Genomic DNA, 23,756 nt, shown 5'->3' with positions numbered 1-23,756 from the left:
AGAATGTTTAAAAACAAGCATTTAATAATTTGGGCTTCAGCACTGCTCTTTTCTTTGTGCATGGTTGGTTGCAAGAGTAAATTTGAAAAGCTTAAGGCAAGTAACGACAATGTCGCCAAATACCGTGAGGCAATCAGATTGTACAATAATAAAAAGTACTCCAAAGCGCTTGTTTTGTTCGAAGATTTATCTAATAAATATAGGGGGAGACCGGAGAATGAGGAGCTGATGTATTACTTTGCTTATACCAATTATCGGCTAAGAGATTATACCTCTGCGCGATTTCACTTCAAGAACTTTACCGATCAGTACCCGCAAAGTCAACGGGCAGAAGAGTGCCGTTTTATGTATGCTTACTGCTATTACTTGGAGTCGCCGGCCTATACACTAGACCAAGACAATACGTTAAAAGCTATTGAAGCATTACAACTGTTTATTAATCTGTACCCGAAAAGCGATCGGGCAGAAGAAGCGGCACAATTTATAGCTGATTTACGTGATAAATTAGAACATAAATCCTTTGCTAACGCTAAACTATACTTGGATGTTGGCGATTATAAATCAGCGGTAATTGCCTTTCAAAATTCATTACGGGACTATCCGGATACCAAGTACGGAGAACAAATGGAATTTCTGGCTATTAAAGCACAATACTTATATGCTAAAAACAGCATGTTAAATAGCCAAGAGGGGCGTTATCAGGATGCAATCGAGTTTTCTGACCATTTTATAGATAATTACCCCGAAAGCAAATACAAAAAAGATGCAGAGAATCTTAAAAAAGATTCGCAAAGAGATATTGCATCTGTTAAAAAATTAATTGCGTCTTTAACGCCCAACCAAAAGAAAAAGGAAGAAAAGCTGGAAGAAGAGCAAAAAAACACAAATCCTAAGGGAAGTTTACCTGAACAGACTTTACAATAAAACTTATGAGCAATACACAAAAGCATGTCATCCCCAATTCTACGGTAACACGTGATTTACGGGAACTGGATGAAAAAACGGACAATATTTACGAGTCAATTGTTATTATCGCACGCCGTGCGAATCAAATAGCGAGTAATGTGAAAGAAGAATTGCACAGCAAGTTGGCTGAATTTGCAACTTCTAACGACAATCTGGAAGAGGTTTTTGAAAACCGCGAGCAGATTGAAATATCAAAACATTATGAGCGGATGCCCAAACCGGTGCTAATCGCAGTTGACGAATTTTTGAACGATAAGGTTTACTTCAGAAATCCGTCCAAGGAACAAAAATAGTTGACCATCGGGAGCATTTAGCGAAGCATGCTAAAGGGCAAAAAAATTATACTGGGTATCTGTGGAAGCATTGCTGCTTATAAGGCTGCGGCTTTAACTAGGCTATTGGTAAAGGCCGGTGCTGAAGTACAAGTGATCATGACCCCCGATGCAACTGCTTTCATTACTCCGCTTACCTTAGCAACGCTTTCTAATCGCCCGGTATTAACGCGTTATTTCGACGAAACTACGGGTGAATGGACAAATCACGTGCACTTAGGCCTTTGGGCTGATGCATTAGTGATTGCCCCTGCAAGCGCAAATACGCTTGCCAAATTGGCTAATGGCCTTTGCGATAATTTACTTTGTGCGGTATATTTATCGGCTAAATGTCCGACTTTTTTAGCTCCGGCCATGGATTTGGATATGTGGGCCCACCCCGCTACCCGACAGAATATCCAACAATTGCAACTTTTCGGCAATACCCTAATCCCCCCAGAAAAAGGTGAATTAGCGAGTGGATTGATTGGTGAAGGTCGACTGGCAGAACCCGAACAAATTCTTGCTTTTCTGAAGAAAAGTCTTCCAGTAAATTCGGATAAAACAGCTACAGCCACAACCTCTTCCTTACCCTTTGCAGGAAAAAAAGTATTGGTTAGCGCTGGCCCTACCTATGAAGCAATAGATCCTGTACGTTTTATCGGTAACCATAGCAGTGGAAAGATGGGCTATGCCTTGGCAGAAGTACTGCAACAATTGGGCGCAAAGGTCGTTTTAGTGAGTGGCCCGACACACTTACCAGTACCCCAAGGCGTCTATACGATTGGTGTTACCTCGGCAAATGAAATGCTTGAAGCCTGCAAACAGGAGTTTGAAACAGCTGATATTACCATAATGAGTGCCGCGGTAGCTGACTATACACCCCAGCAAGTCGCCTCACAAAAGATTAAAAAAGACGAAGAGTCGCTTGTGTTGGCATTAACCAAAACAACGGACATACTGGCCACCCTCGGTAAACTCAAAAAACCACCGCAACTTTTAATCGGCTTCGCGCTTGAGACGAATAATGAGCAAGTAAATGCTCAACATAAATTGGAAAAGAAAAACCTGGATTTTATTGTGCTGAATTCGATGCAGGATAAAGGTGCTGGTTTTGCGGGCGATACGAACAAAATTACCATTATCGATCGCAATGGCGAACAACAGTCTTTTCCCCTGAAGACTAAAAAAGAAGTGGCACAGGATATTTGCGATTATATCGTCAAGAAACTCCATGATCAGTAAACAGTGATTCGTAATCGGTCCAGTATGGTTTGTTACCGCAGTCTCGATCGTAGTGAAGAAATCTCAACCTTATTAAACAGCGATGTTTATTCACTAGTATCAATCTAATGTCTCAGATCTCATAGCGTTTTGTTACTTGCGACTTAATCTTCAAATACCTACCTTTGATTAGCGTACGTTGTACACCGATTATTTAATATAACAATTCATAAACATAACATGTTCAAAAATCAATTATTCATTGCTGCACTCATCATGGGAACGGCAGCATCTACACTAGCACAGGAAAAAATGAAACCAGAAGATACGGAGGTTTGGGAACCTGTTCCACCAGTAGTGGAAACTCCGCCAAACCAAGCACCTTCCGATGCCGTGGTATTATTTGATGGTAAAGATCTGAGTGCCTGGGAATCACAAAGAAATCCTGGTCAGCCGGCTAATTGGACTGTTACAGACGGTGTCATTACTGTCAATAAAAAGGCTGGTAATATCTGGACCAAGCAAAAATTTGGAAGCTACCAATTACATTTAGAGTTCCGGATTCCAGAAGATATCCAAGGTGAAGGACAAGCCCGTGGTAATAGCGGTCTCTTTCTTGCAGCTATTGGCAATGGTGATGACGGTTATGAAATGCAAATTTTAGATTCATACCAAAATAAGACCTATGTAAATGGGCAATTAGGATCGGTATACAAACAAAAGATACCGCTAGCGAACCCGGCCAGAAAACCAGGAGAATGGCAAACCTATGATATCGTATGGACGGTTCCAACGTTTAATTCTGATGGATCGGTAGCTACTCCTGCCCGCGTAACCGCTTTCGTAAATGGTGTGCTGGTTCAAAACAATGTTGAACTGATTGGCGGTACCCAATATATTGGTAAACCAAGCTACAAAGCGCATGGCCCGGCACCAATCATGCTACAGGCCCACGGTGACCCAAGTAAACCGATTAGTTTTAAAAATATCTGGGTAAGACCTTTATAAGTTTTATACTAAAAAAACTAAAAAGCCCGATACCAAAGCAGGTATCGGGCTTTTTAGTTGGACTATGCTGAAAATTGCCCTTAGCCACTGTATACGTACCTACAAAAAATTATGTAATAAAAATAATATACGCACCTTCGATCAACTAATGGTGTTCTAATGATGGTAAAATGATATCTTTGTTAAACTCGATACCTACAAACTTCATCAATCGGCGGATTCCGTTAGCTTAGGCTCCTCCGTAATGTGGGTACATTAGGCCACTAAAACACTATAAATGAACGTTATAATTCGTTATCTAACCTCTTGTTTAATGATGACTGCGGTCATCTTACCAGTAATAGCCCAGCAACGCGATTGGGAGAATGAAAAGGTTTTTGAAATTAACCGGGAACCGGCGCACGCTACTGCCATCCCTTTTAGTAACGAGCAACAGGCTATAGCGGCTATCGACTCTAATTCTTCCTTCTATAAAAGTTTAAATGGATTGTGGAAATTCAACTGGGTAAAAAGCCCGAATGAACGGCCTAAAGATTTTTATAAAAAAGGATTTAATGATAGCAAATGGGTTGATTTTCCGGTACCTGCCACCTGGGAGGTCAATGGCTACGGCACCGCTATATATACCAATATTACCTATCCCTTTAAGGTAGATCCACCGAAAATTATGCAGCCCGTAGATGCTTCGTGGACCAAAAGTAAAGAGCCCAACCCTGTAGGTTCCTATAGACGCAAGATAACGATACCGAACGACTGGAGTGATAAACAGATTTTCTTAAACTTTGATGGCGTACAAAGTGCTTTTTACCTATGGGTAAATGGCGAAAAAGTAGGCTATAGCGAAGATAGTATGACCGGAGCGACTTTTGATATTACCGATTTTGTTGTTCCCGGGAAAAGTAATATTATCGCTATAGAAGTATACAAATGGAGCGATGGCAGTTACTTGGAAGACCAGGATATGTTCCGGGTGGCGGGCATACAGCGCAGCGTTTATTTAAGTGCTACACCCAAGCTACATGTTCGCGATTTCTTTTTAAAGGCTTCTTTTAACGATGACTTGACTACTGCCAATTTTATGGTGGATGCTTGGCTGCAAAACCATGGAAAAGGAGGAGATGCTACAGGTAGCCTTTCTATCAAATTGCTGGATGCTGAGGGTAAGGAGGTTATATCCGAAGGTGCCATGGAAGAAAAAATTAATCGGAAAATAAATCTTGGCGGTTTTTTCGGAAAGAAAGAAGAGGAAGATAAACGGCAGTTTCAAGCCACGGTACAACAACCACATCTATGGACTGCAGAAACTCCTTATTTGTATACCGTCTTAATTACGTTAAAAGACAAAAATGACCAGATAACCGAAGTATTATCTAGCAAATTTGGTTTCCGAAAGGTCGAAATTAAAGACAGCAGGTTATGGGTAAATGGTAAACCTGTTTTACTCAAAGGTGTGAACAGACATGAAACCCATCCCAAATTTGGCAAGGCTGTACCTTATGAAAGCATGGTAGAGGATATTCAGTTGATGAAACAGCATAATATCAACACGGTACGTACTTCGCATTACCCAAATGATCCGAGATGGTATAAATTATGTGACGAATACGGACTATATGTTATTGATGAGGCTAATTTGGAAACGCATGGGGCGAAGGAAAATCTAGGGAACAGTGAAAGTTGGAGAGCGGCTTATCTGGCCCGCCATACGCGTATGGTGCAACGGGACAAAAATCATCCTTCTATTATTATATGGTCATTAGGTAATGAATCTTGGGGCCATGAAAATTTTAAAGCTGCACGTCAGGCCGTATTAGCATTAGATACATCACGCCCGATCCATTTTGAGAGTTATAATGAAGTAGCTGATATCGAATCGACCATGTATCCCTCCGTTGCTAATTTGTTGAAAAGTGGCCAAACGACTAGCAGCAAGCCTTTTATTATGTGTGAATATGGACACGCCATGGGGAATGCCATTGGCAACCTGAAAGAATACTGGGATGTTATTGAAAATCATCCCCGCCTTATTGGTGGTTGTATCTGGGAGTGGGTTGATCATGGTCTAGAAACACCCATTCCGGCAGGAGCTTCTGGCCAAACGTATTTTGCTTATGGTGGCGACTTTGGAGATAAGCCTAATGACGGAAATTTTTGCATGGATGGCATTCTGACACCCGATAGAAAGCCAACAGCTAAGCTTGAAGAGGTAAAAAAGATCTATCAATATGTCGGAATAAAGCCCGCAAACCTACTACAGGGAACATTATCGATCAAAAATAAATACGCCTTTTTAAACCTCCATGATTTTGTGATGGATTGGGTACTTACGGAAGATGGAAAAGAAATACAACAAGGAACCTTACCGACGCTAGATTTGGCTGCAGGCGATAGCACCTTGGTTACCGTACCTTTACAGCAACCTACTTTACTTTCTGGGGCTACGTATTATTTGCAATTGAATGTGCGCTCGACCAAAGATGAACCGTGGGCGCCAAAAGGTTTGATCGTGGCTACTGAACAATTTCAGTTACCCTTCCGTCAACCTAAACGCATCAATTACTTAGACAGCGTACCCTCTTTGGCGGATATCGTTGTACTACGTAAGGAAGATGAAGTAACCTTAATCGGCAAGGACTTTCACGTAGCCTTTAACCGCAATACGGGCAATATATCTTCTTTGGCTTATCGAAATAATCAACTGATTGAGGGAGATGACAATGGCCCCAAATTGAATATCTATCGAGCTAGCCTAGATAATGATCACGACAAAGATTGGGGACAGGCTATTCCTTGGGAAAAAGAGGGCTACGATTCGTTATCGTATACCGTAGAACGTTTTGATATTAATCAATCGGATCAGAAATCTGTTCAGGTTACAGCAGCAACTATAGCTAGCACACCATCAGGGTATCAGGTGCATCTAAACTTGATCTATACCGTTTATGGAAATGGTGTCATCCATGTAGCTTCTTATATTAATCCGGGTAAGGATGGCCTACCATTAGCACGCTTGGGTTTCACGATGGCTTTAACTGCTGGAAATACACAAGTAGAATGGCTGGGCAGAGGTCCTTTTGAGAATTATTCCGATCGCAAGCAAGCGGCTGCTTTTGGTCGCTATCAAAATGAGGTGGCAAATATGTATACGCATTATATGCGGCCACAAAGTATGGGCAATCGGGAAGATACCAAATGGCTAAAAATTACAAACGCTGCAAACCAAGGCTTGGTGATCGTTGCCGATGATAAAATGGGTTTCAGCACCTTGCCTTATACGGAACAGGATATCCGTCGGGCGAAACATCCCTTTGAACTACAAAAAAGACCGGAAACCATCGTCAACTTTGATTATGCACAACGAGGATTAGGCAATGGAAGTTGCGGTCCTATTACTTTACCTCAATATGAGGTTAAAAAAGAGCCGGTTAATTTTGGTTATACCATTTTACCGTATACATTAGATAAAGGTGATGCAGCAGCATACGTAAGGCAGTATTAGTGACGGATGAGTTACGGTTTACTCAAAATAATTAAGGGTATTAAATCCACCTTTACGTAGGTATTCTTCTTTGCGCATTAATTGAAGATCTGCTATAACCATATCAGCCACTAAAGCGGCCAAGTCATATTTCGGTTTCCAACCCAATTGCTGCTGCGCTTTGGTTGCGTCGCCGATGAGCAAATCTACCTCTGTAGGCCTAAAATAGGCAGCATCAACGTTGACTACCGTTTGTCCAAATTTTATTACTGCAGGGTCAAGACCTAAAGCGGAAAGCCGATCTTCATCTACATCAATGATCACTCCTTTTTCTTGTTCGTGCTTTCCACTAAATTCGACTTCAATGCCAACCTGAGCAAAACTCATCCGAACAAATTCTCTTACAGTAGTGGTCACTCCCGTAGCAATCACGTAATCCTCTGGTTGCTCTTGCTGCAAGATCAACCACATGGCTTCGACGTAATCTTTGGCATGTCCCCAATCTCGCTGGGCAGAAAGGTTGCCTAAATAGAGTTTATCTTGTAAGCCCAGCGCAATCCGCGAAACAGCACGGGTAATTTTGCGGGTTACGAAGGTTTCACCCCGAATGGGACTCTCATGATTAAACAAGATGCCGTTACAGGCATACATTTGATAGGCCTCACGGTAGTTTACGGTAATCCAATATGCGTATAATTTGGCCACGGCATAAGGCGAACGTGGATAAAAAGGTGTTGTTTCATTTTGTGGTACGGCTTGAACCATACCATATAATTCAGAAGTCGACGCCTGATAAATTCGGCATTTCGTGGATAATCCCAATAAGCGGACAGCCTCTAGGATACGTAACATACCCAATCCGTCAGCGTTAGCCGTATATTCTGGTGTATCAAAGCTAACCTTTACATGGCTCTGCGCTGCCAAATTATAAATTTCGTCAGGCTGTGTTTCTTGGATTAACCGGATAAGATTGGTCGAATCCGTTAAATCGCCATAATGTAAGGTAAACCTTTGGTGCGCTTCATGCGGATCTTGATATAAATGATCAATACGATCGGTATTGAATAATGAGCTTCGCCTCTTTACTCCATGGACACGATATCCCTTTTTTAATAAGAATTCGGCTAGATAAGCTCCATCTTGTCCGGTTATTCCCGTTATTAATGCTGTTTTCATTTTTTCCTTAGCATTAGGCCACCTGCATAGCCATTACGCTCAATTTATGCTTTATGCTTTATGCTTTTTTAACTTTTTACTTCACTAATCGCAACAAATACGCTCCGTAACCACTTTTAATTAATGGTTCTGCTAATTTTCGTAACTGATCGGCAGTAATGAACTTCATTCGGTAGGCAACTTCTTCAATACAGCCGATTTTTAATCCCTGACGTTCTTCGATGACCTGCACAAATTGTCCGGCTTGCATTAAAGATTCGATCGTCCCTGTATCGAGCCAGGCCGTACCTCTACTAAAAACGCCGACTTTTAATTTTCCCTGTTCTAAGTATTTTTTGTTAACATCCGTTATCTCGTATTCCCCTCTTGCCGAAGGCTGGATTTGCTTGGCTATTGATACAACTGAATTATCGTAAAAATAGATACCAGGAACGGCGTAATTGGATTTAGGGTTCTCGGGTTTTTCTTCAATAGATAATACATTTCTATCTTCATCAAATGTAACTACCCCATACCTTTCGGGATCTGATACGGGGTAAGCAAATACGACTCCGCCATCTGGTTCTACACTTTGTTGTAAGAGCTTGGATAGGCCATCGCTATAAAAAATATTATCACCAAGTATCAATGCAACCTTATCTGTCCCTATAAACGACTCGCCTATGATAAATGCCTGAGCCAAACCATTAGGTTCTTCTTGTACAGCATATGAAAATTTACAGCCTATTTGCGAGCCATCGCCTAATAATTTCTCAAAATTAGGTAAATCGTGCGGTGTGGATATAATCAAAATTTCATTAATACCAGCCAACATTAAGGTAGATAAAGGGTAGTAAATCATAGGCTTGTCGTATACAGGCATTAACTGCTTGCTTACGGCAAGTGTTAATGGATGTAAACGTGTACCTGATCCTCCCGCTAGAATGATGCCTTTCATCGAAAATTTTTTACTACGTGTTTAACTATTTATACGAGCACCATAGGTCAACAACTATTCCAGTTTGGTCAGATGCTGTGTTTTTATGCGTAAAAGTATTAATTTTTTAGCAGTTCGCAACTATGCCGCCGGCCTTAACCACTTTATGCAGCTATTATTCATCACCTGTTTACCTTCAATTGGTGTTCATGAGTCCTTCGGGGTTTAAACATACTAAACTCCATCCAACCGATGGGAAAAAACCGCTTTGCGGTTTATGAGTGCCAATCGTAAACATCACATTAGACGAATAATTATTTATGGATGAAATAGTATATTTATGGCTGTTAAGACATGCATAGATGACAAAAAATATCATTTTTGATTTTGGTGGCGTGTTAGTCGATTGGGATCCACGCTACCTATACCGTAAATTATTTACCAATGAACTGGAAATGGAAGATTTCTTAGCTTCGATCTGTACGTCAGACTGGAATGAGCAACAAGATGAGGGAAGATCCTTGGCCGACGGTACTGCAGTACTTGCAGCTGCTTATCCCGAAAAAATGGCGCTCATTGAGGCTTATTACGGTAGATGGGAAGAGATGCTTGGCGGAGCTATAGAAGAAACTGTTGACCTACTCCGTACACTTAAAAATAGTGGGAAATATGCGTTATATGGTTTAACCAATTGGTCGGCCGAAACATTTCCAATTGCCTTGCAAAAATTTGATTTCTTTACCCTCTTTGATGGTATATTGGTATCCGGTACGGAGAAGATGCGTAAACCCAATCCGGCTTTCTTTCAGCTATTATTAGATCGTTATCAGCTAAAGGCCAATGAAAGCTTGTTCATCGACGATAATCAACGGAATATCGCTGCTGCAAAAGCATTTGGCATTCCAAGTATTTTATTTGAAAATGCAAGTGCGCTGAAAAAGGATTTGAGGTTGAAAGGCTTGTTATAATCAACAAGCCTTATTTTCCTATACGGGTTACCAGCCAGATAATAATTGCTAAAACCAGCAAAACCAAAAAAACGCCAACGTACACGCCGCCTTTAAAAACACCCGCGATAAAATCACAGCTGCTACTACACGTCAGCAATACAATAGCTGCTGACCAGATAAGGTATGTTACTCGATTCATGATAGATTTTTATAAAGAAACCATCGAATGAGAGAAAAGGTTTGAAAAACAGATCAATTTTGCCTTATTTCTGCTTGGCTGCACGACAAAAACCACGAAGTGCTCGTACTTCTTCGCAATGACGACAAACGTCTAAACGGAAATCTACCGTGTACTCTTTCTACTTTTGTATATCATAGGCTTTTTATCTAAGTTTGTTTAATGGAGTGCTATACACAAAAAATAGCGTTAACGAACGCTCGTTTTTTCGCCTACCATGGCTATTATCCCGAAGAACAGCTAATCGGTAACGAGTTTTTTTTAGACATTACGTGTACAATTCACCATCTCGCAGGTGAGGATGATGACTTAGCCAATACCATCAATTATGAATTACTCTACCAGTTAGCTAAAGAAGAGATGGCGGTTCCACGAAAATTGTTGGAATCGGTTATTAAAAGTATAGTCGATAGCATACGAAAACGCACAGATAAAATAGATGAAATAACCGTAAACCTCAGAAAAAACAACCCCCCTTTCGGCGGGGATCGGGTTATGGCCGAAGTAAGCCTATGTTGGCAGCGAAATAGCAGCTTTTAATGTTTAATTTGGATTGAAGCTAAGGGTTAAAAATTCATGTATAATAAAATCACGATCGATATATTGAACCTATTTAAACAGGTTATTGATAGTAATCGACTTCTAGTGGATACTAATCAGCTGGCAGATTATGCGCATGATGAAACGGAAGATTTTCACTTTTTCCCTGAGGCCGTTGCTCTACCTGAATCTCCAGATGAAATTGCAGCGCTAATCAAAATCTGTCATACCCATCGTATTCCGGTAACACCACGAGGTGCAGGTACTGGCCTATCGGGCGGTTCATTGGCTGTCCACGGTGGCTTGATGATAGGCATGGAACGTATGAACCAGATTCTGGAAATTGACGAACAAAATTTACAAGCGACCGTTGAGCCGGGGGTTATTACAGAAGTACTGATGCAGGCGGTTGCAGAAAAAGGTCTACTTTATCCAGTAGACCCTGCCAGCAAAGGTTCCTGTTTTATCGGAGGCAATATTTCCTATGGTAGTGGTGGCCCTCGAGTAGTAAAATATGGTACCATAAGAGAATATATATTGAATTTACAGGTCGTTCTTCCCAATGGCGAAATCATATGGACAGGAGCTAATACGTTAAAATATGCATCAGGATATAATTTAACACAGCTGTTTATTGGTGCTGAAGGCACATTAGGTATCATATGTAAAGCAGTGGTGAAGTTAATCCCAAAACCAGCTGAAAATCTACTCCTATTCGCATCTTTTCGAAGCAATGAGCTGGCTTGTGAAGCGGTAAGTGCTATTTTTAGGAAGGGTATTGTCCCTTCTGCCCTCGAATTCATGGAACGAAAGGGAGTCGCCTGGGTGATAGAACATGAACACCTCACCTTTAACTTAATGCCAGAAGCGGAAGCTTTTTTATTAATCGAAGTAGATGGTAATCAATTAGATGAACTGATGCGCGTATGTGAGCAAATCAACGATACACTGGAACACTATCACTGTTTGGATGTATTATTTGCAGAATCGGCAAGCCAGAAAGAATCACTTTGGCATTTAAGACGCATAATGGGCGTTTCCGTTAAGTCGAAAGCTATTTACAAAGAGGAAGATACGGTAGTACCTCGCGCGGCTTTACCAACACTAATTCGTGGGATAAAAGATATTGGCCAACGTTATGGATTTGAATCTGTATGTTATGGACATGCAGGCGATGGAAATTTACATGTCAATATCCTTAAAGGAGAGATGAGTGCTGACGACTGGAATAACCGATTAAAAGAAGGTATTCGTGAGCTATTTGAATTAACCATAAAATTAGGTGGTACCATCTCTGGTGAACATGGCATTGGTCTAGTACAACGGGAATATATGCCCCTAAAATACACGCCCCTACATCTGGAATTAATGCAAGGCATTAAAAAAGTATTCGACCCACACCAGATTCTTAATCCAGGAAAAATATTTTAATAGGCCGCAAGGTAAGATGTAAGGAGTAAGGTTTAATGAGCAAAATGTAATATAGGTGGATACCGTAGCCTTTTCCTTTTGAATTATTGATATCTTGTTTATTTTTAAAGGTATCAATAAACTTGCCAGCTGGTGAGTTTTGAATTTTTTACATACATGAAAAAAACCCTAATTCTAGCAACAATCCTAGCTGCCGGAACGGCAAAGGCGCAGCAGTTATTAACCCCCGAACTACTCTGGAAATTGGGCAGGGTATCTGCCGAAACGATTACACCGGACGGAAAATATGCAGTATATGGTGTAACAAACTATAATTTAACTAAAAATAGTAGTGAACGGAATCTTTATCAAATACCGTTGGTCGGAGGTAAAGCCGAACAGCTTACCCATATATCGGGTAGCGAATCGGTAGTACACATCGATCCTGCTACTGGTAACCTGATTTATCTACATCAGGGGCAATTATGGCTATTGGAAGCGAATACCAAAAATCCTAAACAATTGACAGCAGTAGATGGCGGTTTAAGCAATGTTAAATTTTCTCCCAATGGAAAATACCTTCTTTTTTCAAAAGAAGTACCCTTAAAGCCGGTATTAAGCACTGATAAATATAAAGACTTGGATAAATCTACTGCTTATATCATTGACGATTTAAACTACAGGCATTGGGATACCTGGTTTGACGGAAAGTTTTCGCATGTGTTTTATGCGCCATATGCCAATGGTGTAATCGGAGAACCGATTGATATCATGCAAAATGAACCTTATTTTACGCCGCAACAACCTTTCGGTGGTGCCGAGGATATGATCTGGAGCCCGGACAGTAAACAGATTATCTATGTTTGTAAAAAGAAATATGGCGCTGCTTACGCTGTAAGTACGAACACTGATCTCTATGCTTACAATCTTAGCACCCAAAAAACGAGTAACCTTACCGAAGGGAGAATGGGCTATGACGTTGCTCCTACCTACAGCGGCGACTCGCGTTTTTTAGCTTGGTTGAGTATGGCAGAAGATGGTTATGAATCGGATAAAAATGACCTAATTGTCCGGGATCTCGGGGCTGATCAAACGTATAATTTAACTAAAGATTGGGATGAGACCGTGTTAAGCTATCAATGGAGTGAAGATGGTTCGTGTATTTGGTTTACTGCCGCGAAAGGTGGCAGTATACACCTTTTTTCCATCAAACTTCAAAAAGCGCTCGAGCATGTGAGTGCAAAACAAATTGAACAAGTTACTACGGGAGATTTTGACATTACAGGCATTAATGGCCAGCGAGGGAACTTGTTACTCCTTTCCAAAACAGACATGAATCATGCCGCTGAGCTCTATACGTTTGATATTAAAACGCGTGCACTAAAACAATTAACCCATGTCAATGATGATCTCAATGGAACGCTGGCCCAGAGTAAAGTGGTAGGTCGGACAACGAAAGCTACCGATGGAAAAGATCTATTTTCCTGGGTGATTTATCCCCCAGATTTTGATCCAGCAAAGAAATATCCTACCTTGTTATATTGCCAAGGCGGCCCACAGTCTCCTTTAACGCAATTCTATTCTTTTCGTTGGAATATGCAATTAATCGCTGCACAAGGTTATATCATTTTAGCGCCTAACAGGCGAGGCATGCCCGGACATGGTGTGGAATGGAACCAAGCGATCAGTGGTGATTGGGGTGGGCAAGCCATTCAAGATTATCTAAGCGCTATTGACGACTTGGCGAAAGAATCTTATGTAGATCAAGATCGCTTGGGCGCAATCGGTGCTAGCTATGGTGGTTATTCCGTTTATATGCTTGCTGGAGTACATGAAAATCGATTTAAAACCTTTATAGCACACGACGGCTTATTTGATACACGAAGTTGGTACGGAACTACTGAAGAGTTGTTTTTCGCCAATAAAGAACTTGGTGGTGCCTATTGGGATAAGGCCGCTACAAATGCTTACACGCAGTTTAACCCTATCAATTATGCTGATAAATGGCATACCCCTATTTTAATTGTGCAGGGAGGCAGGGATTTCAGAGTAGGTATTGAACAAGGTCTAGGAGCTTTTCAGCTGGCACAACTAAAAGGCATAAAAAGCCGGCTACTCTATTTACCCGATGAAAACCATTGGGTATTGCAGCCCCAAAATGCACTAGTATGGCAAAGGGAATTTTTCAATTGGCTGAGAGAAACCCTATAGGAGGTATAAGGTAAGAGGTGTAAGGTATAAAGTGAGAGGCCTTATACCTTATCCTCCTTACGCCTTTCTTCATCTCAACTAAAACAACTTCTCTGGATAAACTCCTTTTTCCACCAATGCAGATATGTTTGCTTGAACGATTGGCTTATCTTCTTTATACGTTACACCAAACCATTCTTCGGAAGTTGGGATTACCTTGAAGGTAGCCTTACCCAATTTAATAAGTTCATCCGCCACTAACGGAATAAAAAACTCTGCCTTAGGGTTGTGTTGATTTGCTTCAACAAAATCAACAAAAAGTTTTTTGCTTTCTTCAAAAACCGCAGGTGTAAAGCCCCAAAAATTCATAGAAACACGGGTGTCGTTTGGAATTTCTACTTCCTCTTCATTTTCCTGATAAAAAACCCTTTTCTGACCGTCAACTTCTTTAAAATATACCTGTGTACGTTCATTAATTGCCGTCATATTCCCTTGACTATCCACCTCGCAAACACCTCTGGAAACAGTACCATGCTCGGATAAGGTTTTGTCAACCTGATAACCCATTAACGAAAAAGTCTGATCATTCACTTCGGAAGTTAAAAATTTAGCCATCTTATCAAAAGCTTCATAACCGTAAAAATCATCGGCATTGATCACACAGAATGGTTCATTAATCTGCGCATGAGCTTCTAACACTGCATGGGCTGTTCCCCAAGGTTTAGCCCGCTCAATCTCTTTATCTATGCCATATTTTTTTAAATCGTAACTTTGGAAAACATAATCCGTTGCTATTTTACCTTGCAACTTGGGTTCAAATATTGATTTAAAAGAATCTGCAAATTCTTCACGGATAATAAAGCTCACTTTACCGAACCCTGCTTTAATTGCATCATAAATGGAATAATCAATAATAGTTTCGCCATTCGGACCGAAGGCATCTATCTGTTTCATACTTCCGTAACGGCTAGCCATACCTGCTGCTAGAATTAGTAAGGTGGGTTTCATTCTTCTCTGTAATTTTATTTTTATATTAATGATTTGTTAATTCTTTCTCTTTTTGCTAACTAACGCTGCAATAATGGCCGTTCCTAGTTTAGCCAAAAACTTCACACCCTCGCGACCGAGGGTTCGGGTTGCGCTCTTTGTCATTGCCTCCATAGGGGTTTCCCTTGTACTCGTTCTGGCGTTTTTCCGGAAGGACTGATCTTGCTGGATTGTCTGCTGTTGTGCTATCCGTTCTTCCAAGACTTCATTAGCACTGCGACTATCTATTGGATTTTTGTATTTCGCATATATTTCAGATTGCTGTACTAACGTTTGGTATGTCGTTTGATCTAGCGGTCCCATAAGCGCTCTTGGCGGTGTAAGATGTGTAGCTACGACCTCTGTGGGAATTCCTTTATCATTAAGCACTGTGATCATCGCTTGGCCTGTACCTAAACTGGTTAACGCTTGGTCAATTGTGTAGAAATCTGAATGGGGATAGGTTTTCGCGGTTTTCCGTAAAGCCTCTACGTCATTTGGCGTGAAAGCACGTAAAGCATGTTGAATACGATTACCTAATTGGCCGAGTACCGTATCCGGTACATCCGTGGCCGCTTGAGTGCAAAAAAACACACCGACTCCTTTTGATCGTATCAGTCGAACAATCTGTTCTATCTTATTTAAAAAGGGTTTAGAAGCTCCATTAAAAAGTAGATGTGCTTCATCAAAAAAGAAGATCAGTTTAGGTTTATCCAAATCGCCAACTTCTGGCAAATTATTGAACAACTGTGATAGTAAGCTCAAAAGAAATGTCGAAAACAACATTGGTTGATCTTGCACATCGGCGATATTAAGCAAACTAATAACACCTTTACCGTCGATCCGCTCGAAAAGATCATCGAGCGCTAATGCTGGCTCACCAAAAATAGGACCAATACCTTGTTGCTCCAAAGCAACTACTTTACGTAAAATGGTGGTTGACGTAGCAGTACTGATCTTTCCATAACTATCTTTTATTTCTTTCGCACCTTCCTCAGTTGTCAAATAACTAAGGACCTTTTTAAGATCATCCAGATTAATAATGGGGAGATCTTGGTCTGCCGCATATTTAAATAACACTGAAAGTACTCCTGTCTGCGTTTCATTTAAATCCAGCACCCGTCCCAAGAGAATAGGGCCAAAATCACTTACCTTAACGCGCATGGGCGCACCAAGTTGACCGGAAAGAGAGTAAAGAGCGATAGGAAATCCTGCTGGTGTAAATGGTCTTCCTAGTGCTTGTCCTCTTTCTTCTAAGGCTGCATTTGGTTTTCCTGGTTCATGTAGTCCGGAGAGATCTCCTTTTACATCAAGCATAAAAACAGGCACATTAGCATCAGAAAGCTGCTCTGCAATTAGCTGAAGTGTACGCGTCTTTCCTGTCCCTGTTGCCCCAGCGATAAGACCATGTCTATTCATCATCTTTAAGGCCAGATTCACCTCAGCTTGTGCGATAACCTCTCCATCCAAAATTCCAGCCCCTAAATAAATAGATTCGCCCTTTGGTTTATAGGAAGCACTTATCTGCGCTATAAATTGATCTTTTTCAGCCATGTGTATTTGTTTAAGCTGATGCAAATTACGTAATTAACCTCTACCTGCAAAATAGACATAAAAAAAGCCGCAATATGGTATTTATTGCGGCTTTTTTATCCTAATTCGTCAACTATTTCTTGTCGTCGTCTTTCACTTCTTCAAAATCTACATCCGTCACTTCATCTGCAGCGTTGCTCGCTTGTTGTGACGTGTCTCCTTGCGGAGCGCCCTGAGCCTGAGCACCTGCCTCTTGCGAAGCCTTATACATTTCTTCTGATGCCGCATTCCAAGCGGCTTGTAGTTCAGCTTGTGCAGTATCCAAGGAAGCAAAGTCTTTCGCAGCATGTGCTTCTTTCAATTTCGTTAATCCGCTTTCAATCGGTGCTTTTTTATCTGCACTGATTTTATCTCCATATTCTTTTAATTGTTTTTCTGTAGAAAAGATCAGTGCATCAGCAGCATTTAACTTTTCAACTTCTTCTTTAGCTCTTCTATCAGCATCAGCATTTGCTTCAGCATCTGCCTTCATCTTTTTAATTTCTTCATCACTTAAGCCGGAAGAAGCCTCTATACGGATTTTTTGCTCTTTACCAGTTGCTTTATCTTTTGCAGATACATGTAAGATACCGTTTGCATCGATATCAAACGTCACTTCAATTTGTGGTACACCACGTGGCGCGGCAGGAATTCCATCTAAGTGGAAACGGCCAATCGTACGGTTTTGTGCAGCCATTGGACGTTCTCCTTGTAAAATATGAATTTCAACAGAAGGCTGGTTATCTGAGGCCGTAGAGAAAGTTTCCGATTTTTTAGTTGGAATAGTGGTATTAGCCTCGATCAATTTAGTCATTACACCTCCCATCGTTTCAATACCTAACGATAACGGAGTCACATCTAATAAAAGTACATCTTTTACTTCACCTGTCAATACCCCTCCTTGAATAGCAGCACCCAAGGCTACCACTTCGTCCGGATTTACGCCTTTTGACGGTTCTTTACCGAAGAAATTCTTAACTGCTTCTTGGATAGCCGGAATACGGGTTGAACCACCTACCAATATAATCTCATCAATATCACTGGTAGATAAACCTGCATTTTTAAGCGCAGATTTACAAGGATCGATAGTACGTTTGATTAAATCAGAAGCCAAAGACTCAAATTTTGCACGGCTCAAATTACGCACTAAGTGTTTAGGTCCAGTTGCATCCGCAGTAATATAAGGTAAATTAATTTCAGTGGAAGAAGTGCTCGAAAGCTCAATTTTTGCTTTTTCGGCAGCTTCCTTCAAACGTTGCAATGCCATTGCATCCTTGCTTAAGTCTAATCCACCGTTGTCCTTCTTAAATTCCTCAACTAACCAATCAATAATCACTTGATCAAAATCATCACCACCAAGGTGTGTATCCCCATCTGTAGATTTAACCTCGAACACGCCATCACCTAATTCAAGAACAGACACATCGTGTGTACCACCACCACAGTCGAATACAACGATTTTCATATCCTTGTGGGCTTTATCCAAACCATACGCTAACGCTGCGGCTGTTGGCTCATTGATGATACGCTTAACATTTAAACCTGCGATTTCGCCTGCTTCTTTAGTGGCCTGACGTTCTGCGTCGTTAAAATAAGCCGGAACCGTTATAACAGCTTCAGTTACTTCTTGGCCTAAAAAATCTTCAGCAGTTTTTTTCATTTTCTGCAGAATCATTGCAGAAAGTTCCTGAGGTGTATATTTACGATCACCGATCTCTACTCGAGGTGTATTATTGTCACCTTTCACAACTTTATACGGTACACGTGCAGCTTCACTGGTTACTTCATCATACGTTCTTCCCATGAACCGCTTGATAGAATAAACGGTTTTTTGAGGATTAGTAATCGCTTGACGTTTTGCAGGATCACCCACCTTACGTTCACCATTATCTACAAATCCTATAATAGAAGGAGTGGTACGTTTTCCTTCATTGTTTGCTATAACTACCGGCTCATTACCTTCCATTACAGCAACGCAAGAGTTGGTAGTACCTAAATCAATTCCAATAATTTTAGACATATCTTATTTGTTTATTTTTTTACTAAATTCGCTTGTATCTTTTATTCATCAAGGCTTGTGCCAAGCTGGCTTTTAAGACAGAATGTCAGGCTAAAACAATAAACAGATATCTTTATTGTTTTGGACAAACATTTAACCTCAACAGGACTCAAACTATTAAATAAGCAGCAAAATTAATGGATATATGCTGGTTTAATAAGCCAAGACCTTACGTTAACGTATATCCAAGAGTTCTTCCAGATAATGCTGTTTTATCCCAAAATATTGTTTTGTTTGCCGCATCTGCTCAAGCAACGCTGATTGTCGTTGTGGATTGGGGATTTTTGACTTTAACCCTGTAATTAATACATTTTTTGGCGTATGGGCATCCGATATAAATTCGAATACATTGGTTTTATAACCAAAATATTCTAAGATTAACGCACGTAGACCATCTGTCAACATTTCAGCCTGCCGTTCTAAAAAAATGCCAAAACGTGTAAGTACGCTTAGCGTGTTGACTGCTTTCCCTGTTTCCATTTGGCGTCTAATCTGTTTATGGCAACAGGGAGCAACGACGATAAGCTTGGCTCCTCCACGGATACCTTGGTAAATAGCATCATCCGTAGCCGTATCGCACGCATGTAAGGCAATCAGCGCATCCAAGGGTTTGATTGGGTAGTCTCTAATTGCCCCCTGTTCAAAATGTAGTTGATCAAAACCTGCGTTCTGGGCAACTTTATTACATAAATCAACTAAGTCTTTTCGAAACTCGACGCCAATTATGCTCACTTCTGGCTGTCCTAGTTCATGATACAGATAATCATATAATGCAAAGGTAAGATACCCTTTACCAGACCCCATATCAACCACACGGTGTATTGAAGCGATACCTATTTCTTCGATTAATGGACGCAATAACTCAATATAATGGTTAATTTGCTTGTATTTGTTCTGGGCGTTTTTGTAAACTTGACCCTTCTCGTCTGTAATCTGAAGTTCATGCAAATAGCGCTTAGAAAGGGAGGCAGGAATAATTCTTTTCTTTTGCTTATCGTGCGAGGTATCAGGAACTGACGTAACACTAGGTTTCATGCGTTTGAGTGTCCAATGCTTATTATGTTTCGCAAGTTGCGCATCAAACACCGTTGTAAGTAATGTTGCTTGTCGAAAGGCTTGATTTAGATACGCACGAATATGGTTTATAGCTTCATGAAAGGTATAATTTTTAACCATATCATTTGTTTGATAACGAAAGGTAAAGGCCAGTTTACGTTCTCTTTTTATATGAACTTCCCGAATATAGATATTCTTTAAGGCTTTTTCTTCGCCACTGTAATTACTAAGCGAAAGTTTCACAAAACGTAAATCATCCAAGCTTTGAATGAGTAAGTTTAAAAATTCTTCAACTGCTGCCATAGCATAAAAATAAGCATAAAATAATTAATGAAATAGGCCATAAATCCCCATTCAAAAAAAGGAATAACTTATGCACGTTCAACGCCACCAAAGACAATTGGCCTGATGAAGAAAACCCCTTCCTAATCTACTATTGAACCCTATAAAACTAAAATAAAAAATCCCCTACTTTTAGTAGAGGATTTTCCTAAGCTTATTAAAAAGGTTTAACCTTCTTTAGTCTCGCCATCGGTCTCTTTTCCACCGTTAAGCTCGTCTTGCCATTTTTTTAGCTCTTCGAATTTACCATCTGCTGCTAATTTCGCCTGCTCGGGCCATGTGTCTGTTACAGCAGTATTAAATTGATCACCAGCCTCTGTAAGTATTGCCTTTAATTCGTCAGCCGTTTTCGCCGCTATGGCATCGTAACTTTCCAAACCAGCGGTTGTAAACACTTCAGCAATTTTGGGCCCAATACCTTCAATGATCGTTAAATCATCAGCTTTTGCTGCCTTCTTTTCCTTAGTACTTCCTTTTGCTTTCTTCTCTGTTGCTTCTGCTACTGGTTGTTCCGAAGCTTCTTCAACAGGTGTTTGACCAGCTGCTTTCTTTTTGCCACCGCGGCGACGGGTAGCTTTTTTCTCTACCTTAGCGTCTCCTTTTGTATAGACTTCATTATAGTCTACTAATTCGATCAAAGCAACCTCAGCGTTGTCTCCAGGACGATTAGCTAATTTGATAATCCGAGTATACCCACCAGGACGGTTAGCTACTTTTTCCGAAATTTCACGGAATAAAATCGTTACCGCTTCTTTATCTTTTACATAGCTAAATACTGTACGGCGAGAGTGCGTAGTGTCTTGTTTTGATTTAGTAATCAAAGGCTCAACATACGTACGTAAAGCCTTAGCTTTAGCCAAAGTGGTAGTAATACGTTTATGTTTAATAAGCGATACAGCCATATTGGACAATAAGGCCTTGCGATGGCTATCTGTGCGGCCTAAGTGATTAATTTTTTTTCCGTGTCTCATTTTATTTTGTTTTGTGCATACCGTTCTTAATTCAAAAGTCAAAAGCCAAAACTAAAAAGCCATTATAGCAGCACCTTTCGTGCGGCACCAAGCGTATCTTTTTAATTTTTACTTCTTAATTTTTACTTTGCAAGAGGAATTATGCAACAGGTCGCTAAATTATTATACTCTTATTCTTCGTCTAACTTATATTTAGATAGGTTCATACCAAAAGATAAACCTTTAGACTTTACTAGTTCTTGAATCTCCGTTAATGACTTTTTACCGAAGTTTCTGAATTTAAGCATATCGGCTACATCATAAGAAACCAATTCTGCCAAACTACGGATATCGGCTGCTTTTAAACAGTTCAATGCACGCACAGAAAGATCAAGATCTACCAATTCTGTTTTCAGAATTTTACGCATATGTAAAATCTCTTCATCAACTTCTTTCGTTTCCTCTTTTGTTTGTGACTCTAATAAAATATTTTCATCAGAGAACAACATAAAGTGATGAATTAAGATTTTAGCAGCTTCTTTTAAGGCATCTTCAGGATGGATAGAACCATCTGTAGAAATATCCAATAGAAGTTTTTCGTAATCGGTTTTCTGCTCTACACGGAAGTTTTCAATCGTGTATTTTACATTCTTGATAGGCGTATAGATGGAATCAATTGCGATGACTCCTACTGCTGCATCGGCAACTTTGTTCTCTTCAGCATTAACATAACCACGGCCTTTGCTCACAGTAAGCTCTACCTCTAAGGTAACCGAGTTTTCCATGTTACAAATAACCAATTCTGGGTTAAGCACGGTAAAATTGCTCGAATGGTTAGTAATGTCGCCAGCCTTAAACTGATCTTGTCCATTGATAACGACGAAAATCTTTTCGGAATCCCCTGACTCACCTGTCTTTTTAAACCGAACTTGCTTAAGGTTCAAAATAATCTCCGTTACATCTTCTACTACACCAGTGATGGTAGAAAATTCATGAGACACACCGGAAAAACGAACAGAAGTAATTGCATAACCTTCTAGCGAAGACAACAAAATACGGCGTAGAGCATTACCTATGGTTACACCGAAACCCGGCTCTAACGGACGAAATTCGAACGTTCCGTCAAAATCCGTGGACTTTTGCATGATAACTTTATCCGGTTTCTGAAATGCTAAGATTGCCATTTATTTCTAATTAATTGTTTGTTTGAAATGATTGTTGTATAAGCACAGATAAGTAGCTCTTTTGATGAACAGCCACTTATCTGCTAAAAACCTATTTAGAATACAACTCTACGATTAATTGTTCCTTAATATTTTCAGGAATTTCATCGCGGTTAGGATAGTTCAAGAACTTACCTGTTAGCTCATTGGCATCCCATTCTAACCAGCTATATTTATTTTGTTTTCTACCAGCAACGGAGTTGGTAACGGCTTCCAATGTTTTAGAGCGTTCGCGAACAGCGATAATATCGCCAGGGCGTACACTATAAGAAGGAATATTTACCACTTGACCATTTACGGTGATATGTTTGTGTCCTACTAATTGACGGGCTCCTGCACGTGTAGGTGCTATACCTAAACGATATACGGCATTGTCTAAACGAGCCTCTAAGAATTTGAGCAAGTTCTCACCAGTAATCCCCTCTTTTGAAGCGGCTTTATCGAAAAGGTTTGCGAACTGACGCTCTAATACACCATAAGTATATTTTGCTTTTTGTTTTTCTTGCAGCTGAACAGCATATTCTGACTGCTTACCACGACGCTTGGAAACGCCATGCATGCCCGGAGGGTAATTTTTACGCTCTAACGCTTTATCAGGGCCAAAAATAGGCTCTCTAAATTTACGGGCGATTTTGGACTTAGGTCCGGTATATCTTGCCATTTTTTTTCTCTTTTAAAGTATCTTCTAACCCGAGGCTAGAGAATCTTAGCTTTAAAAATCCGTTAATTATTAAACTCTTCTCCTTTTTGGTGGACGACAACCATTGTGCGGAAGTGGAGTGATATCTTTGATTGAAGTTACCTCAATACCCTGAGTTTGCAAAGTACGAATGGCAGACTCACGTCCGGCACCTGGTCCTTTAACAAAAACTTCAACTTTACGCAAACCTAAATCATGCGCCACTTTACCACAATCACTAGCGGCTTGTGAAGCAGCATAAGGCGTGTTCTTCTTTGAACCTTTAAAGCCCATTTTACCAGCAGATGACCAAGAAATAGTTTGACCTTGGTTGTTGGTAATGGTTACAATAATATTATTAAAGGTTGCATTGATATGAGCTTGCCCTACGGGTTCTATCACCACAATACGCTTCTTGGTTACTTTTTTACTTTTAGCCATT

General features: G+C 40.4%; 19 protein-coding genes and 1 pseudogene. 9 read left to right on the top strand and 11 right to left on the bottom strand.

Annotated elements, in window-relative coordinates; genetic code table 11:
• The first annotated feature begins 3 nt into the window (after positions 1-3).
• The 5 genes from ABD930_RS05690 to lacZ all read left to right on the top strand — a co-directional run bounded on the left by ABD930_RS05690 (position 4) and on the right by lacZ (position 7,008).
• A complete protein-coding gene (locus ABD930_RS05690; protein WP_345230733.1) occupies positions 4-924 on the top strand; it encodes an outer membrane protein assembly factor BamD in 921 nt (306 codons plus the stop codon).
• 5 nt (positions 925-929) lie between these two features.
• Positions 930-1,259 (top strand): DNA-directed RNA polymerase subunit omega, encoded by a 330-nt coding sequence (locus tag ABD930_RS05685; RefSeq protein WP_345230732.1) that lies wholly within the window; start codon positions 930-932, stop codon positions 1,257-1,259.
• A 27-nt stretch (positions 1,260-1,286) separates the two neighbouring features.
• On the top strand, positions 1,287-2,522 hold the full coding sequence (coaBC, locus tag ABD930_RS05680; protein WP_345230731.1) for a bifunctional phosphopantothenoylcysteine decarboxylase/phosphopantothenate--cysteine ligase CoaBC: 1,236 nt from the start codon (positions 1,287-1,289) through the stop codon (positions 2,520-2,522).
• Between the two features lie 219 nt (positions 2,523-2,741).
• Complete coding sequence (locus tag ABD930_RS05675) at positions 2,742-3,509, top strand: 3-keto-disaccharide hydrolase (protein WP_345230730.1); 768 nt, start codon at positions 2,742-2,744, stop codon at positions 3,507-3,509.
• A gap of 277 nt (positions 3,510-3,786) precedes the next feature.
• Positions 3,787-7,008, top strand: a complete 3,222-nt coding sequence (gene lacZ / locus ABD930_RS05670; RefSeq protein WP_345230729.1) for a beta-galactosidase, LacZ type — start codon at positions 3,787-3,789, stop codon at positions 7,006-7,008.
• Between the two features lie 18 nt (positions 7,009-7,026).
• Here the strand turns inward: lacZ and gmd are convergent, their stop codons facing one another.
• Positions 7,027-8,163 carry a GDP-mannose 4,6-dehydratase gene (gene gmd / locus ABD930_RS05665; RefSeq protein ID WP_345230728.1) on the bottom strand — a complete coding sequence of 379 codons (1,137 nt, stop codon included), beginning with the start codon at positions 8,161-8,163 and terminating at the stop codon, positions 7,027-7,029.
• 76 nt (positions 8,164-8,239) lie between these two features.
• Positions 8,240-9,100, bottom strand: coding sequence for a glucose-1-phosphate thymidylyltransferase RfbA (gene rfbA / locus ABD930_RS05660; RefSeq protein WP_345230727.1), 861 nt, complete (start codon positions 9,098-9,100; stop codon positions 8,240-8,242).
• 341 nt (positions 9,101-9,441) lie between these two features.
• Here rfbA and ABD930_RS05655 point away from each other — a divergent pair, with 341 nt between their 5' ends.
• Positions 9,442-10,047: an HAD family hydrolase gene (locus ABD930_RS05655; RefSeq protein WP_345230726.1), complete on the top strand. Its 606-nt coding sequence runs from the start codon at positions 9,442-9,444 to the stop codon at positions 10,045-10,047.
• Between the two features lie 10 nt (positions 10,048-10,057).
• Here the strand turns inward: ABD930_RS05655 and ABD930_RS05650 are convergent, their stop codons facing one another.
• Positions 10,058-10,228 carry a hypothetical protein gene (locus ABD930_RS05650; RefSeq protein WP_345230725.1) on the bottom strand — a complete coding sequence of 57 codons (171 nt, stop codon included), beginning with the start codon at positions 10,226-10,228 and terminating at the stop codon, positions 10,058-10,060.
• 201 nt (positions 10,229-10,429) lie between these two features.
• Between ABD930_RS05650 and folB the strand changes: the two genes are divergently transcribed.
• The 3 genes from folB (at position 10,430) to ABD930_RS05635 (ending at position 14,428) form a co-directional block, all read left to right on the top strand.
• Positions 10,430-10,807: a dihydroneopterin aldolase gene (gene folB / locus ABD930_RS05645; RefSeq protein WP_345230724.1), complete on the top strand. Its 378-nt coding sequence runs from the start codon at positions 10,430-10,432 to the stop codon at positions 10,805-10,807.
• 36 nt (positions 10,808-10,843) lie between these two features.
• Positions 10,844-12,238, top strand: coding sequence for an FAD-binding oxidoreductase (locus ABD930_RS05640; protein ID WP_345230723.1), 1,395 nt, complete (start codon positions 10,844-10,846; stop codon positions 12,236-12,238).
• A gap of 156 nt (positions 12,239-12,394) precedes the next feature.
• Positions 12,395-14,428, top strand: coding sequence for a S9 family peptidase (locus ABD930_RS05635; RefSeq protein WP_345230722.1), 2,034 nt, complete (start codon positions 12,395-12,397; stop codon positions 14,426-14,428).
• Between the two features lie 78 nt (positions 14,429-14,506).
• Here ABD930_RS05635 and ABD930_RS05630 read toward each other — a convergent pair whose 3' ends face one another.
• The 8 genes and pseudogenes from ABD930_RS05630 to rpsK all read right to left on the bottom strand — a co-directional run bounded on the left by ABD930_RS05630 (position 14,507) and on the right by rpsK (position 23,755).
• Positions 14,507-15,415 (bottom strand): nucleotidyltransferase family protein, encoded by a 909-nt coding sequence (locus ABD930_RS05630; RefSeq protein WP_345230721.1) that lies wholly within the window; start codon positions 15,413-15,415, stop codon positions 14,507-14,509.
• A gap of 36 nt (positions 15,416-15,451) precedes the next feature.
• On the bottom strand, positions 15,452-16,987 hold the full coding sequence (locus ABD930_RS05625) for a helicase HerA-like domain-containing protein (protein ID WP_345230720.1): 1,536 nt from the start codon (positions 16,985-16,987) through the stop codon (positions 15,452-15,454).
• Between the two features lie 112 nt (positions 16,988-17,099).
• Positions 17,100-19,025 carry a molecular chaperone DnaK gene (gene dnaK / locus ABD930_RS05620; RefSeq protein ID WP_345230719.1) on the bottom strand — a complete coding sequence of 642 codons (1,926 nt, stop codon included), beginning with the start codon at positions 19,023-19,025 and terminating at the stop codon, positions 17,100-17,102.
• A 213-nt stretch (positions 19,026-19,238) separates the two neighbouring features.
• Positions 19,239-20,423, bottom strand: a complete 1,185-nt coding sequence (locus ABD930_RS05615) for a class I SAM-dependent methyltransferase (RefSeq protein ID WP_345230718.1) — start codon at positions 20,421-20,423, stop codon at positions 19,239-19,241.
• 485 nt (positions 20,424-20,908) lie between these two features.
• A pseudogene (gene rplQ, locus ABD930_RS05610) lies at positions 20,909-21,433 on the bottom strand (50S ribosomal protein L17); the annotation flags it as partial.
• Between the two features lie 170 nt (positions 21,434-21,603).
• A complete protein-coding gene (locus ABD930_RS05605; protein ID WP_345230717.1) occupies positions 21,604-22,596 on the bottom strand; it encodes a DNA-directed RNA polymerase subunit alpha in 993 nt (330 codons plus the stop codon).
• Between the two features lie 91 nt (positions 22,597-22,687).
• Positions 22,688-23,296, bottom strand: coding sequence for a 30S ribosomal protein S4 (gene rpsD / locus ABD930_RS05600; protein ID WP_345230716.1), 609 nt, complete (start codon positions 23,294-23,296; stop codon positions 22,688-22,690).
• Between the two features lie 69 nt (positions 23,297-23,365).
• A complete protein-coding gene (rpsK, locus tag ABD930_RS05595; protein ID WP_345230715.1) occupies positions 23,366-23,755 on the bottom strand; it encodes a 30S ribosomal protein S11 in 390 nt (129 codons plus the stop codon).
• Position 23,756: the final 1 nt, after the last annotated feature.

Source organism: Olivibacter ginsenosidimutans (assembly GCF_039542865.1).
Lineage (GTDB): Bacteria > Bacteroidota > Bacteroidia > Sphingobacteriales > Sphingobacteriaceae > Olivibacter > Olivibacter ginsenosidimutans.
Note: the sequence above shows the minus strand (reverse complement) of the source record. Positions and strands in the feature narration are given on the sequence as shown.

Coding starts and splice junctions, on each gene's coding strand:
- ABD930_RS05690 (WP_345230733.1), top strand. CDS start 4: ATGTTTAAAAACAAGCATTTAATAATTTGGGCTTCAGCACTGCTCTTT.
- ABD930_RS05685 (WP_345230732.1), top strand. CDS start 930: ATGAGCAATACACAAAAGCATGTCATCCCCAATTCTACGGTAACACGT.
- coaBC (WP_345230731.1), top strand. CDS start 1,287: ATGCTAAAGGGCAAAAAAATTATACTGGGTATCTGTGGAAGCATTGCT.
- ABD930_RS05675 (WP_345230730.1), top strand. CDS start 2,742: ATGTTCAAAAATCAATTATTCATTGCTGCACTCATCATGGGAACGGCA.
- lacZ (WP_345230729.1), top strand. CDS start 3,787: ATGAACGTTATAATTCGTTATCTAACCTCTTGTTTAATGATGACTGCG.
- gmd (WP_345230728.1), bottom strand. CDS start 8,163: ATGAAAACAGCATTAATAACGGGAATAACCGGACAAGATGGAGCTTAT.
- rfbA (WP_345230727.1), bottom strand. CDS start 9,100: ATGAAAGGCATCATTCTAGCGGGAGGATCAGGTACACGTTTACATCCA.
- ABD930_RS05655 (WP_345230726.1), top strand. CDS start 9,442: ATGACAAAAAATATCATTTTTGATTTTGGTGGCGTGTTAGTCGATTGG.
- ABD930_RS05650 (WP_345230725.1), bottom strand. CDS start 10,228: ATGAATCGAGTAACATACCTTATCTGGTCAGCAGCTATTGTATTGCTG.
- folB (WP_345230724.1), top strand. CDS start 10,430: ATGGAGTGCTATACACAAAAAATAGCGTTAACGAACGCTCGTTTTTTC.
- ABD930_RS05640 (WP_345230723.1), top strand. CDS start 10,844: ATGTATAATAAAATCACGATCGATATATTGAACCTATTTAAACAGGTT.
- ABD930_RS05635 (WP_345230722.1), top strand. CDS start 12,395: ATGAAAAAAACCCTAATTCTAGCAACAATCCTAGCTGCCGGAACGGCA.
- ABD930_RS05630 (WP_345230721.1), bottom strand. CDS start 15,415: ATGAAACCCACCTTACTAATTCTAGCAGCAGGTATGGCTAGCCGTTAC.
- ABD930_RS05625 (WP_345230720.1), bottom strand. CDS start 16,987: ATGGCTGAAAAAGATCAATTTATAGCGCAGATAAGTGCTTCCTATAAA.
- dnaK (WP_345230719.1), bottom strand. CDS start 19,025: ATGTCTAAAATTATTGGAATTGATTTAGGTACTACCAACTCTTGCGTT.
- ABD930_RS05615 (WP_345230718.1), bottom strand. CDS start 20,423: ATGGCAGCAGTTGAAGAATTTTTAAACTTACTCATTCAAAGCTTGGAT.
- ABD930_RS05605 (WP_345230717.1), bottom strand. CDS start 22,596: ATGGCAATCTTAGCATTTCAGAAACCGGATAAAGTTATCATGCAAAAG.
- rpsD (WP_345230716.1), bottom strand. CDS start 23,296: ATGGCAAGATATACCGGACCTAAGTCCAAAATCGCCCGTAAATTTAGA.
- rpsK (WP_345230715.1), bottom strand. CDS start 23,755: ATGGCTAAAAGTAAAAAAGTAACCAAGAAGCGTATTGTGGTGATAGAA.